11 protein-coding genes are annotated in these 12,691 nt (G+C 68.4%); 9 read left to right on the top strand and 2 right to left on the bottom strand.

Annotation, left to right across the window (positions count from 1 at the left end):
* Position 1: 1 nt before the first annotated feature.
* From C1706_RS04295 to C1706_RS04280, 4 genes are all read left to right on the top strand, one after another.
* Positions 2 to 280 carry an acylphosphatase gene (locus tag C1706_RS04295; RefSeq protein WP_206660961.1) on the top strand — a complete coding sequence of 93 codons (279 nt, stop codon included), beginning with the start codon at positions 2 to 4 and terminating at the stop codon, positions 278 to 280.
* Positions 281 to 349: 69 nt separating this feature from the next.
* Positions 350 to 1,081, top strand: coding sequence for a response regulator transcription factor (locus tag C1706_RS04290; RefSeq protein WP_129457976.1), 732 nt, complete (start codon positions 350 to 352; stop codon positions 1,079 to 1,081).
* A gap of 77 nt (positions 1,082 to 1,158) precedes the next feature.
* Positions 1,159 to 2,556, top strand: a complete 1,398-nt coding sequence (locus C1706_RS04285; RefSeq protein ID WP_241653419.1) for a sensor histidine kinase — start codon at positions 1,159 to 1,161, stop codon at positions 2,554 to 2,556.
* A gap of 108 nt (positions 2,557 to 2,664) precedes the next feature.
* Entirely contained in the window at positions 2,665 to 3,618 is a 954-nt protein-coding gene (locus tag C1706_RS04280; RefSeq protein WP_164987424.1) for a 1-phosphofructokinase family hexose kinase, read from the top strand.
* A 36-nt stretch (positions 3,619 to 3,654) separates the two neighbouring features.
* Here the strand turns inward: C1706_RS04280 and C1706_RS04275 are convergent, their stop codons facing one another.
* Positions 3,655 to 4,344: a FadR/GntR family transcriptional regulator gene (locus tag C1706_RS04275; protein ID WP_241653418.1), complete on the bottom strand. Its 690-nt coding sequence runs from the start codon at positions 4,342 to 4,344 to the stop codon at positions 3,655 to 3,657.
* Positions 4,345 to 4,461: 117 nt separating this feature from the next.
* On the opposite strand from C1706_RS04275, the gene C1706_RS04270 reads away from it, so the two are divergent.
* From C1706_RS04270 to deoC, 5 genes are all read left to right on the top strand, one after another.
* On the top strand, positions 4,462 to 6,156 hold the full coding sequence (locus C1706_RS04270) for an L-lactate permease (protein ID WP_129457974.1): 1,695 nt from the start codon (positions 4,462 to 4,464) through the stop codon (positions 6,154 to 6,156).
* 20 nt (positions 6,157 to 6,176) lie between these two features.
* Entirely contained in the window at positions 6,177 to 6,929 is a 753-nt protein-coding gene (locus C1706_RS04265) for a (Fe-S)-binding protein (protein WP_129457973.1), read from the top strand.
* The gene (locus C1706_RS04260) at positions 6,926 to 8,404 is read left to right on the top strand and encodes a LutB/LldF family L-lactate oxidation iron-sulfur protein (protein WP_129457972.1); all 1,479 of its coding nucleotides are present in this window, start codon (positions 6,926 to 6,928) and stop codon (positions 8,402 to 8,404) included. Before C1706_RS04265 ends, C1706_RS04260 begins: the two co-directional genes overlap by 4 nt.
* Positions 8,401 to 9,051, top strand: a complete 651-nt coding sequence (locus C1706_RS04255; RefSeq protein ID WP_129457971.1) for a LutC/YkgG family protein — start codon at positions 8,401 to 8,403, stop codon at positions 9,049 to 9,051. Before C1706_RS04260 ends, C1706_RS04255 begins: the two co-directional genes overlap by 4 nt.
* Positions 9,052 to 9,159: 108 nt before the next feature.
* Entirely contained in the window at positions 9,160 to 9,828 is a 669-nt protein-coding gene (deoC, locus tag C1706_RS04250) for a deoxyribose-phosphate aldolase (RefSeq protein WP_129457970.1), read from the top strand.
* An 82-nt stretch (positions 9,829 to 9,910) separates the two neighbouring features.
* On the opposite strand, the gene ppdK is transcribed toward deoC, so the two are convergent.
* Positions 9,911 to 12,559 (bottom strand): pyruvate, phosphate dikinase, encoded by a 2,649-nt coding sequence (gene ppdK / locus C1706_RS04245; protein WP_129457969.1) that lies wholly within the window; start codon positions 12,557 to 12,559, stop codon positions 9,911 to 9,913.
* Between the last annotated feature and the right edge of the window lie 132 nt (positions 12,560 to 12,691).

Raw genomic sequence — 12,691 nt, 5'->3', positions numbered from 1 at the left:
GGTGCGCGCGCTCATCTGGGTCGAGGGCACCGTGCAGGGCGTGGGCTACCGCTGGTGGGTCACGCAGCACGCGGAGCGCCTCGGGCTCGTGGGACACGCGCGCAACCTGAGCGACGGACGCGTCGAGATCGAGGCCCAGGGCGGCAGCGAGGCGGTCCAGGAACTGATCGACATGGTGACCGAGCGTCGACCGCGCGCCCGGCGTCCGGGCTACACCACAGGGTTCCTGGTCGAACATCACCCGCCCCGCCCCCGGGCCGCAGGATTCCACCCCTGGTGACCGGCCCTTCACAGCGCAGTCACAGGAAACTCATGGCTCATCGTCACCGTTCGGTGCCACCCTGGCATCATGCAGGCTCCCGAGCGTGACCCCCTCACCCGCCCCGACGGCACCCCGTTGCGCATCCTCACCGTCGACGACGAGGCGAGCCTGACCGACCTTCTTGGCATGGCCCTGCGCTATGAGGGATGGGAGGTCACCGCCGCGGACACGGGGCTGAGCGCCGTCCAGGCGGCGCGTGACGTCCGCCCCGACGCCATCGTGCTCGACATGATGCTGCCCGACTTCGACGGACTCGAGGTCATGCGCCGCATCCGCACCGAACAACCCCAGGTACCCGTGATCTTCCTCACCGCCCGCGACGCCGTGGATGATCGCGTCCACGGCCTCACAGCCGGTGGAGACGACTACGTCACCAAGCCCTTTAGCCTGGAGGAACTGGTGGCGCGCCTGCGCGGCCTGCTGCGTCGCTCGGGCGCGACGACGGTGCGCCCCGACTCTCAACTCGTCGTGGGCGACCTCAGCCTGGACGAGGACAGCCATGAGGTGACCCGCGGCGGCGAACCCATCCAGCTCACGGCCACGGAGTTCGAACTGTTGCGCTACCTCATGCGGAACCCGCGCCGCGTCCTCAGCAAGGCCCAGATCCTCGATCGCGTCTGGAACTACGACTTTGGCGGGCAAGCCAACGTGGTCGAGCTCTACATCTCCTACCTGCGCAAGAAGATCGATTCGGGTCGCCCGCCCATGATCCACACCCTGCGGGGCGCCGGGTACGTGCTCAAGCCGGGGCGGGCATGAGCGCTCCCGACTTCCGTCCGCCGGGGACCGGGCCCGCCGCGCCTCCTCCACCCCCGGCACCGTTGGCGCACGGCACCATGAGCCGCCGCCTCGTGCTGCGCATGACAGCTTTGGTAGCGCTCGTCGCGATCTTCCTCTCCACGCTGACCGCGCTGGCGATGCGCCAGATTCTGGTGAGCCAACTCGACACCCAACTGCAAGCCACGGCCGCACGGCTCGTCGGGCAAGGCGCCGCCCAGGGGCGCCCGCCCACCGGCGGCGGTCCAGGCCAGGCGCAGGGGCTGCTGTATTACGTCCAAGGCAGCGGGGGGTTCGTTCAGGTGGAGGACATCCGCGGGTCGCTGGGCTCGGAGGTCTCAGAGCCGCTCGAAGCGCTGACGCCCTCGCACCAACCCTCCGACGTGTTCCTTCCCCGACTCGGGGAGTATCGCGTCTTGACCACCCAGGTGGGTCCGATGGTCGTGGTCACCGGGCTGCCCATGGCGTCCATCACCGCATCCATGTGGGGCCTCATTGCCGCTGCCGCCGCCCTGACCCTGCTCAGCATCCTGATCGCCTTCGTGGCCGCCCGCAGCGTGGTCGAGCGCAGTCTGCGCCCGCTGGCCCGGTTGGCGACCACCGCCACCCAGGTGTCGGCGCTGGAACTGGGGTCGGGCGAGGTCGCCGTCCCGGTGCGCGTCCCCGACGCCGACGCCGACCCGCGCAGCGAGGTCGGGCAGGTCGGGATCGCGTTCAACCACATGCTCGACCATGTGGAGGGTGCGCTGGCGGCCCGGCAGCGTTCCGAGACTCAGGTCCGCCAGTTCGTCGCGGACGCCAGCCACGAACTGCGCAATCCGCTCGCTGCCATTCGCGGCTACGCGGAGCTGACGCGGCGCGAACGCTCCGACGCGCCGCCCACCACCGCTCACGCGCTCGTCCGGATCGAGGCCGAGTCGGCGCGCATGTCCAGCCTGGTGGAAGACCTCCTCCTGCTGGCCCGCCTCGACTCGGGCCCTGCCCTGGCCGCCTCGGCGACGCCCTTGAACCAGATCGTCGCCGACGCCGTCTCCGACGCCCGGGCAGCCGGGCCCCAGCACCAGTGGTCCCTCGTCATGCCTGCCGATGACGTGATCGCCTGGGGAGATCGCTACAGACTCCATCAGGTGGTGGCCAACCTGTTGGCGAATGCGCGCACGCACACCCCGCCAGGCACCCACGTGGAGACGGCGCTGACGGTCACCCAGGATCAGGCGGTCATCACCGTGAGCGATGACGGCCCCGGCATCCCACCCGAGATGGTGGATCGGATCTTCGAACGCTTCACCCGAGGCGACGCCAGCCGTGCCCGGCAGCACGGCGGGGTCCAATCGACGGGGTTGGGCCTGGCGATCGTCGCTGCCGTCGTGGCAGCCCACCAGGGAACGGTCGCGGTGGAATCGGCCCCCGGGCGCACCCGCTTCATCGTGCGCGTCCCGCCGGCCCCGCTACCCTGATCCGTCCGCCCGCGAGGGGCATCCAGGCACATCATCTTCCCTGGCCGCGCGGCATCCGATCCGTGGCGGGATGAGCGCATCACTGTGGCATCGCGCTACTTTGAGGCCGTGATCATCACCTTCACGCCGAACCCCAGTCTGGATCGGACAGCCTCCCTGCCGCACGAGCTCTCGGTCGGGCAACGCAACCAGCTCGCCGGGGTCAGCACGCAGGCCGCCGGCCGCGGTGTGAATGTGAGCCGGGCCCTGCACAACGCGGGTCGCAGCACGCTGGCGGTGCTGCCGCTCGACCCCGACGATCCGCTGACCGAGGCGCTGCGCGAACGTGGCGTCCCCAACCGGCCCGTTCCCGTCGGTCGGCGCGCCCGCACCAACTTGGGGGTCAGCCATCCCGACGGGACCGTGACGAAGTTCGTGGAGCCCGGCGAACCCCTCACCCCCGAAAACGTGACCGCACTGTTTAGCACCGTCATGGCCGCGGTGCCCGGCGCGGACTGGCTGGCCCTGTGCGGCTCATTGCCCCCCGGCGCGCCCGCGGACTGGTTCGTGCGCCTGACCCAGTTGGCCCACGAGGTGAACGTCCCTGTCGCTGTCGACACGCACGGCCAAGCCCTCCTGGCGGTCATCGCCGCCCTGCCCGACACCGCGCCCGATGTCTTCGCCCCCAATGCCGCCGAACTCGAGGTCGCCTCGGGCATGTCGATCATCCCCAGCCTGCTGAGCGGCGACATCGCCCCCGCCGTCGCGGCCGCCCAGTCGCTGGTCGACCGCGGCATCCCGCGGGTCCTGGCCACGATCGGATCCCTGGGCGCTGTCCTGGTCACCGATCACGGTGCCTGGTACGCCGTCGCCGAGCCGGTCAAGGTCGTCTCCGCGGTCGGCGCAGGCGACTCGGCCTTGGCCGGATATCTCCTCGCCCGCCTCGACGGCGCACAGGACGCCGACGCCTTGGCCCGCGCCGTCGCCTACGGAACTGCGTGCGTCCTGCTGCCGGGGGCCAACGTCCCGCTGCCCGAGCAAGCCGACGCCGTCACCGTGCTGGTTTCTGAACTCCCGCACTAGCAGGCCCCGCCGCGGCTGAGGCGCGCCCAGCCCGGGTCACGGCAGCAGGCTGCGGTGAGCCGAGCGAATGTGGTCCTCGCAACGCTGGGCGGCCAGTTCGCCGTCACCCAGCCGGAGCGCCTCGACGATGCCCTCGTGCTCGCGATTGAGGCGCTCGCGCATCGCGTCCCAGCCGTGCAGGCGCTCTTCGGCGAGCAGAATGGGCCGAGCCACCGCCTCGCGGATGGCGACGGTGACGTCACGGACCAGGCGGTTGGCTCCCAGCCGTGCGATGGTCACGTGGAACGACGTGTCGAGTTGGTTGAAGCTCGCGGCGTCCGTCGCGGCCCACATCGCCGCCACGATCGCGGTCAGGTCCGCGAGCCCCGCATCGTTGCGCTGCTCGGCCGCGGCGGTCGCGGCGGCCCGTTCCAAGACGACGCGCGTCTCGGTGACCTCGGTGAACGAGATGGCGTCCAGGGCCACATGCAGCCGGAGCATCCGACCGAGCGCCGCCCCCTGACGTGCTGCGACCCGCGTCCCGCCGCCGGGCCCTGCCGAGGACGTGAGGACCCCCTGCGCGTTGAGCACCTTGATGGCTTCGCGCACCGCACTGCGGGAGGCGCCAAGCTGGGCGGCCAGGATGCGCTCGTTGGGCAGCCGATCACCGGGCACGACTCGTCCTTCGAGGATCTCGTTGGTGAGGTAATCCAGGACTCCTTCGAACCCGTGGGTGGCGTCAGACATGTGCCCATTGTTGCCGATCACGGGGTAGGCAAGCCTTGGTTGACGCGCGCGAACTGCCGGATTATGGTCTGACCGGTACGACAACTGGTCAGACCAACCGAACGATGGAGTTCACCCATGCTTTTGGAGACCTTCCAACCCTCGCTTGACCCCCTCGGTTCTCCCTGGTTGTCGGCACTCGTCGCGGCACTGCCCATCATCGCCATGCTCGTCACCTTGGGCGGGCTGCGATGGAAGGCGCATCTGGCCGGCCCGTTCTCGTGGCTGGTCGCCTTCCTGGTTGCCATCACTGCCTTCAAGATGCCCGCGCTGCTCGCGCTGTCCACCAGCATCCACGGCTTCGTGTACGGCATCTTCCCCATCATCTGGATCCTGGTCGCGGCGATCTGGATGTACGAGGTCACCGTCGCCGCTGGCCGGTTTGACGACCTCAAGCGCACGTTCTTCCTGATCAGCGACGACCCGCGCATTCTCGGCCTGCTGATCGCCTTCTGCTTCGGCGGCCTGTTGGAGGCCTTGGCCGGGTTCGGCGCCCCCGTGGCGATCACCGCCGCGATGCTGGTCGCCATCGGGTTCTCCCCGCTGCGCTCGGCACTGATCGCCCTGCTGGCCAACACCGTCCCGGTCGCCTTCGGCGCCGTCGGCCTGCCCGTGCTCATGGCGGCCCGCACCGGTGGCTTCGAGGACGTCTTGGCTATCTCCCCGATCACCGGACGCCTCACTGCCATGCTGTGCCTGGTCGTGCCCTTCCTGCTGCTGGCGGTCATGGACGGCCGCCGCGGCCTCAAGCAATGCTGGCCCTTCGGCCTCGCCGTGGGTGCCAGCTTCGGCGTCACCAAGTGGATCGTCTCCGCGACCCCGCTGTACAACCTGACCGAAGTGTTCGCCGCCGTCATCAGCCTCGTCGTGACGATCGTCTTCCTGCGCCTGTGGCACCCCGCCGGTGGCGAGGAGGCTGCCACCCGCATCGGCGTGCCGATCGATTCGAAGCTCGAAGGCGAAGGCACCGGCGCCGTCAAGGCCGATACCGACGCTCCCGCCCTGACCCCGCAGCGGATCTTCATGGCCGTGGTTCCCTACCTGCTGGTCATCGTCGTGTTCGCGATCGCGGCTCTGCCGCCGATCAAGGCGGCTTTGGCCTCCACCGACGTCCGCATCCCCTGGCCGGGCCTGTCGGGCCTGCTGGATTCCGCCGGGAAGGCGTCAGCACACCAGGTCTACACGTTCGCGTGGGCGTCCACCCCCGGCATCCTGCTGGCGCTGGTCGCCATCGTGACCGGCCTCATCTACAAGATGACGCTGCCCGCCATCCTCGGCGTGCTGTGGACGAACGTGAAGAAGATGCGTTTCGCGATGCTCACCATCGGCTCCGTCGTCGCCCTGGCCTACGTGATGGGTGATTCGGGCCAGACGCTCACCCTGGGCATGTTCTTCGCGGGGGCAGGCCTGGCCTACCCGTTCGTGGCTCCCGTCCTGGGCTGGATCGGCACGTATGTGACCGGCTCTGACACCTCGGCCAACATCTTGTTCTCCGGCCTGCAGTCCGGTGTCGGCGCCCAGATCGCGCCCGGCAGCCACCTGGATGTGGAGCAGATGCGTGCCCTGCTGGTCGGCTCCAACGCCGCTGGCGGTGTCGTCGGCAAGATGATCTCGCCGCAATCGCTCACCATCGCCGCCACGGCGATCGGTATCCCCGGCTCCGAGTCCACGATCCTGCGTCGCATCATCGGCTGGAGCTTCGCCCTGCTGGCGCTCTTGTGCCTGCTGTCGGGCCTCATGTCCACACCCGTCCTGAGTTGGTTGCTCCCGTGACCGGATCGAAAGGAAATCACATGGGCCCTCGCGTTGCCCTGTTCGCTACCTGCATCAATGACACGATGCAACCGTCCATTCCGATCGCAACCGTCAAGCTCTTGGAGCGACTCGGCTGCACAGTGGAGTTCCCGCCGCGGCAGACCTGCTGTGGGCAGATCATGACCAACACGGGCTACTACAAGGAAGCCCTCCCGACGGTGCGCAACTATGTGCGCGCCTTCGAGGGGTACGACTACATCGTCGGTCCGTCCGGGTCCTGTGTGGGCTCGGTGCGTGAACAGCACGCCATGCTCGCTCACTGGGCGGGCGACACCGGCCTGGAAGCCGCCGCGACCACCGTCGCCGGGCGGACGTACGAACTCACCGAGTTCCTGGTCGATGTGCTCAAGGTCACCGACGTGGGCGCCTACTTCCCCCACCGGGTCACCTACCACCCGACGTGCCACTCGGTACGCATCACCAAGGTGGGCGACCGTCCGCTGCAACTGCTGCGGGCCGTCCACGGGATCGACCTGGTCGAACTCCCCAAGGCCGAGCAGTGCTGCGGCTTCGGCGGCACGTTCTCCATCAAGAACCCCGACGTCTCGGTCGCCATGGCCTCCGACAAGGCGCGCCACGTGCGCTCCACGGACGCGGAGTACCTGGTGGCGGGCGACCAGGCCTGCCTGATGAACATCGGCGGCGTCTTGCACCGTCAGCGTTCCGGCATCAAGACGATCCACATTGCCGAGATCCTCGCGAGCACCGAGAAGGAGGTGACGGTGGCATGACCACCCACGAGCGGCTCACTCCGCAACCGCCGTCCTGGAAGGACTTCCCCCCGTTCCCCCAGGCCGTCAAGACCGAACTGAACAAGGCCGAGCAGCGCAAGAACCTGCGTCACGCCACCGGGACCATCCGCGAAAAGCGCATCACCCGCGCACAAGAGGTTCCCAACTGGGAGGAACTACGCACCGCCGCAGCCCAGATCAAGGATCGCGTCGGACGCCACCTGGGCGACTACCTGGTGCAGGCCGAGAAGGCCATGACGGACGCCGGGATCACCGTCCACTGGGCTAGCACCGCCGCCGAGGCCAACAAGATCGTCGCGGACATCGCGAAGGCCAAGGGCGTCAACGAGGTCGTCAAGATCAAGTCGATGGTCACCCAGGAGATCGACCTCAACGAGGCTCTCGAAGCCGAGGGGATCGCCGCGTGGGAGACGGACCTGGCCGAACTCATCGTCCAGTTGGGTCACGACCTGCCCAGCCACATCCTCGTGCCCGCGATCCACCGCAACCGTTCCGAGGTTCGGGAGATCTTCACCACGGAGATGGGCACCTACGGCGCCCCCGCCCCGGCGGACGTCTCCGACAACCCGGCCGAGCTGACCGCCGCCGCCCGCAACCACCTGCGCGAGAAGTTCCTGCGCTCGAAGATGGCCGTCTCCGGCGGCAACTTCATCGTGGCCGAGACGGGCACGTTGGTGATCGTCGAGTCCGAGGGCAACGGCCGCATGTGCCTCACCTTGCCGGAGACCTTGGTCTCGGTGGTGGGCATCGAGAAGCTGGTGCCGACGATCGAGGATCTGGAGGTCTTCCTCAAGCTCCTGCCCCGCTCCTCCACCGCCGAGCGGATGAACCCCTACACCTCGTTGTGGACGGGCGTGACGCCGGGCGACGGCCCGCAGGACCTCCACGTGGTCCTGCTGGACAACGGGCGCACCAACGTCTTGTCCGACCCCGAGGGGCGCGCCGCACTGCGGTGCATCCGCTGCTCGGCCTGCCTCAACGTGTGCCCGGTCTACGAGCGCGTCGGCGGCCACGCCTACGGCTCGATGTACCCCGGCCCGATCGGCGCCATCCTCGGACCGCAGTTGCGCGGCCTGGAGAACGCCAACGATCGTGCCCTGCCGTACGCCTCCACCTTGTGCGGTGCGTGCAATGAGGTCTGCCCGGTGCGCATCCCGTTCACCGACATCCTCGTCCACATGCGTCACAAGGTGGCCGAGTACAAGACCTCGAAGCACCCCACGATCGAGCAGGGCCTCATGAAGGGCGCCGCCTGGGTCATGAGCGACGGCAGCCACCTGGCCACCGTGCAGGTCGCCTCGCGCGCAGCGGGCGGCATCTTCAAGAACAAGTGGATCGGCCCCATGCCGTTGCCACTGGTTGATCGTTGGGTTCAGGCCCGCGACGTCGAGGCACCCCCCACGCAGACGTTCCGTCAGTGGTGGAAGAACGAACACGAGGAGGGGAAGCAATGAGCGCTCGCGAGGAGATCCTGCAGCGGATCCGTACCGCCACCGCCGACGTCGCTGAGAAGGATCCGATCCTCGACGTCCCGGTCGAGTGGACCTACGGACAGGCCCTGCAGACCCCCGACGTCCTGGCCGACTTCGTGGAGAAGGTCGAGGATTACAAGGCCCGCGTCGTGCGCGTGGCCGAAGGAGACATCGGGTCGGCCATCGTCGAGGCGCTGGCAGGACTCCAGGCTGGGAGCGCCGTTCTGCCAGGCGGCCTCCCCGAAGCGTGGGTTCAGGCCGTCACCGATGCGGGCGTCGAGGTGTTCCGCGACGACCCGGAGCTCAGCCACGGCGAGCTCAACCTCATCTCTGCGGTGGTGACCACGGCCGCCGTGGGGATGGCCGATTCGGGCACCATCGCGCTCGACCATGGCCCGGGACAGGGGCGACGCGCCCTGTCGCTGCTGCCCGACTGCCACGTGTGCGTGGTGCGGGCAGACCAGGTTGTGAGCGACGTCCCCGAGGGGATCGCCCGCTTGGCGCCAGCGCTGCGCGCTCGGCGTCCGGTGACGTGGCTCAGCGGCGGTTCGGCGACCAGTGACATCGAACTGAGCCGGGTGGAGGGCGTCCACGGACCCCGCCACCTGTGGGTGATTCTGGTCGACTGACCGCCACGCTGACGGCCCGCCTCCCCCAGAGGCGGGCCGTTTGCGCGCCGGGACGCAGACCATATCCGGACTACAGTGACAACCATCGCAGCCGACCAAAGGAGTCCGATGACCCTCAGCCCGCGCGAGCTCGCCCAGCTCGTCGATCACACCCTGCTTGCCCCCACCGCCAGCATCGCCGACGTGGCGGCGCTGGCGCAGGAGGCCGCCGCTTTGGGCACCTACTCGATCTGCGTGTCGCCCTCCATGCTTCCGCTGCCGTTCGCCCCGACCGTCAAGGTCGCCACGGTGGTCGGTTTCCCGTCGGGCAAGCACACGACGGCGATCAAGGCCGCCGAAGCCGCCGAAGCTGTCGAGCACGGCGCGGACGAGGTGGACATGGTCATCGACATCGGCGCCCTCAAGGCAGGCGACGTCGCTTTCACCGAGGCGGAGATCAGCGCGGTCCGTGCGGCGGTCCCCTCCCCCACGGTGCTGAAGGTCATCATCGAGGCTGCCGCCCTTACCGACGACGAGATCGTCGCGGCGTGCCGCGCGTCCGAGGCGGCCGGCGCCGACTACGTGAAGACCTCGACGGGGTTCCATCCCGCAGGGGGCGCCTCCACCCATGCCGTGGCTCTGATGCGCGCCACCGTGGGGGACCGTCTCGGCGTGAAGGCCTCCGGTGGCATCCGCGACTGGGACGCCGCACAGGCCATGGTGGACGCGGGCGCCTCCCGGCTGGGGCTGTCGGGGACAGCGACCGTGCTGGCGGGCGGGACGTCCGCCGGGTACTGAGCGCGACACCCGCGTCCTCATCGCGACACAGAGGTGGGGCCCGGCCACACGGCCGGGCCCCACCTCTGTGTCGTTGTCCAGCTCAGCCCAGCAGCACCGAACGCGCGGCCGCCAGCCGTGCCACGGGCACCCGGAACGGCGAGCAGGACACGTAGTCCAGCCCGACCGAGTTGAAGAACTCGATGGAGGCCGGATCGCCGCCGTGCTCACCGCACACCCCGGTCTTCAACGTGGGCTTGGTCGAGCGCCCCTTCTCCACACCCAGGGCGACCAGTTGCCCCACACCGCTGACATCCAGCGATTCGAAGGGGTTCTTCTCGATCACCTCGGTGTCCACGTAGGCGCCCAGGAAGCCGGCCTCCGCATCGTCACGCGAGATGCCGATGCCGGTCTGGGTCAGGTCGTTGGTGCCGAAGCTGAAGAAGTCCGCCTCGCGGGCGATCTGATCCGCGGTCAGTGCCGCCCGCGGGATCTCGATCATGGTGCCCACCAGGTAATCCAGCCGCTTGCCCGCCTTGGCGAACTCGTCCTCGACGGCCGCCACCACGATCTCGCGCTGCGCCTTGAGTTCGGACTCGTAGGCCACCAGCGGGATCATGATCTCCACCCCGACGGTCTCCCCTTCGCGCTCCAGCACCGCCAGCGCAGCCCGGATGATGGCCCGCGCCTGCATGTCGGGGATGGACGGGTAGAGCATCGCCAGGCGGCAACCGCGGGTGCCCAGCATGGGGTTTTGCTCGTGGAGCTTCTTCACCTGGGCCAGCGTCGCCCGCTCGGCCGCCAAACGCGCCTCGTCGGCCCCCGTCAGCTCAAGCTCCTTCACCAGCACGCTCTGCTCAACCAGGTTGGGCAGGAACTCGTGCAGCGGCGGATCCAACAGCCTGACGGTCACCGGGAGGCCCTTCATGGCCGTGAAGATGCCCTCGAAGTCCACCTGCTGCATCGGCAGAATCTCCGCCAGCGCGGCCGCCCGTTGATCCTCGTTCTCGGCCAGGATCATCTTGCGGACGGCAGGCAGCCGATCGGCGGCCATGAACATGTGCTCGGTGCGCGCCAGCCCGATGCCTTCGGCGCCCAGTTCGCGCGCCTTGGAGGCGTCCTCGAAGTTCTCCGCGTTGGCTCGGACGCCAAGGCGACGCACCGCGTCAGCCCAGCGGCCCACCTTTTCGAAGTCCTCGTTGATCGACGGGGGCACCAAGGGCAGGGCCCCCGCGAACACCTCGCCGGTGGACCCGTTGAGGGTCAAGACGTCCCCGGTGCCGTACACCACACCGTCGATGGCGACCGTCTTGCCGAGCGGATCGATCTTGATCCCGGGTGCACCGGCCACGCAGGTGATGCCCATGCCGCGCGCCACGACCGCCGCGTGCGAGGTCATGCCGCCATGAGCGGTCAAGACGCCCTGGGAGACCATCACGCCGTGAATGTCGTCGGGGGTCGTCTCGTAGCGCACCAAGATGATCTGCTCCCCGCGTCCGCCGCGCTCGGCGGCGTCGTCGGCGTCGAAGGACAACGCCCCGACCGCTGCGCCGGGTGAGGCGGGCAGGCCCTTCACGATCGGTGTCGCCGTGTGATCGGGATCAATCCCTGGGTGCAGGAGGGCGTCCAGATCGGCGGGGTTGATGCGCAGCAGCGCCTCGTCGGTCGTGATGAGCCCCTCGTCCACCATGTCGACGGCGGTTTTGACGGTGGCTGCGGCCGTCCGTTTCCCGTTGCGGGTTTGCAGCATGTAGAGCTTGCCATCCTCGATGGTGAACTCCATGTCCTGCATGTCCTTGTTGTGCAGTTCCAAGGCGTCCATGGTCGCGAGCAGTTCGTGGAAGGCCTCGGGCAGCACGCCCTCCATTTCGGCGAGCGGACGCGGCGTCCGAATGCCCGCCACGACGTCTTCGCCTTGGGCGTTGGTGAGGAACTCGCCGTAGAGCTCCTTGACGCCCGTGGAGGGGTTGCGCGAGAAGCACACGCCCGTGGCCGAGGTCTCCCCACGGTTGCCGAAGACCATTTCTTGGACGTTCACGGCCGTCCCGAGATCGCGGCTGATGCCCTGGGACTTGCGGTACACCTCGGCGCGCGGGTTCAGCCAGCTCGCGAAGACCGCGTTCACGGCGCGCAGGAGTTGCTGCTTGGGGTCTGAGGTCCAGTCCCCACCCAGCTCACGATTGGCGAGTTCTTGGAACTGACGGGTGAGTTCCTTGAGGTCGGCGGCGCTCAGGTCGGTGTCCTGCTCGGCTCCCCGGTCGGCCTTCATGGCCGTCAACGCATCCTCGAACACGTGCGGAGAAATGCCCTCCACCACTTCGCCGTACATCTGAATGAAACGCCGGTAACAATCCCAGGCGAACCGCTCATTGCCCGCCAGCGCCGCGACAGCTTCGACGGTGTCATCGGAGATGCCCAGGTTGAGGATCGTGTCCATCATGCCGGGCATCGAGAACACGGCGCCGGAGCGAACCGACACCAGCAGCGGCTTGTCTGGCGACCCCAGCGTCTTGCCGGTGCGTTCCTCAAGCCGGGACAGACCAGCGTCGATCTGCTCGGCCAGCCCCTGCGGCCACGTTCCCCCGTTGTTCATGGCGGCGACGCATGCCTGCGTCGTGACCGTGAAGGCATCGGGAACCGGGACGCCGATCTTGTTCATTTCGGCAAGATTGGCACCCTTGCCACCCAGGAGGTTCTTGAGGCTGACGTCGCCCTCACTGAGGTCGTAGACGTACTTGGTCTGGTCGGTCATGTACAGACGTCTCCTTCGCGAGCTCCGTGCACCTCGGTGTGCGCCTGACGGCCTCCGGACGGCGGAGCAATCCGTTCCGGATGTCTCGGACCAACCGTAGTGCTTTTGTTTCCGTGCGGAAGAACAAGAGCC

This window comes from Propioniciclava flava, from assembly GCF_004126535.1.
GTDB lineage: Bacteria > Actinomycetota > Actinomycetes > Propionibacteriales > Propionibacteriaceae > Propioniciclava > Propioniciclava flava.
Note: the sequence above shows the minus strand (reverse complement) of the source record. Positions and strands in the feature narration are given on the sequence as shown.

Coding starts and splice junctions, on each gene's coding strand:
- C1706_RS04265 (WP_129457973.1), top strand. CDS start 6,177: ATGGGCCCTCGCGTTGCCCTGTTCGCTACCTGCATCAATGACACGATG.
- ppdK (WP_129457969.1), bottom strand. CDS start 12,559: ATGACCGACCAGACCAAGTACGTCTACGACCTCAGTGAGGGCGACGTC.
- deoC (WP_129457970.1), top strand. CDS start 9,160: ATGACCCTCAGCCCGCGCGAGCTCGCCCAGCTCGTCGATCACACCCTG.
- C1706_RS04285 (WP_241653419.1), top strand. CDS start 1,159: ATGAGCCGCCGCCTCGTGCTGCGCATGACAGCTTTGGTAGCGCTCGTC.
- C1706_RS04255 (WP_129457971.1), top strand. CDS start 8,401: ATGAGCGCTCGCGAGGAGATCCTGCAGCGGATCCGTACCGCCACCGCC.
- C1706_RS04275 (WP_241653418.1), bottom strand. CDS start 4,344: ATGTCTGACGCCACCCACGGGTTCGAAGGAGTCCTGGATTACCTCACC.
- C1706_RS04290 (WP_129457976.1), top strand. CDS start 350: ATGCAGGCTCCCGAGCGTGACCCCCTCACCCGCCCCGACGGCACCCCG.
- C1706_RS04270 (WP_129457974.1), top strand. CDS start 4,462: ATGCTTTTGGAGACCTTCCAACCCTCGCTTGACCCCCTCGGTTCTCCC.
- C1706_RS04260 (WP_129457972.1), top strand. CDS start 6,926: ATGACCACCCACGAGCGGCTCACTCCGCAACCGCCGTCCTGGAAGGAC.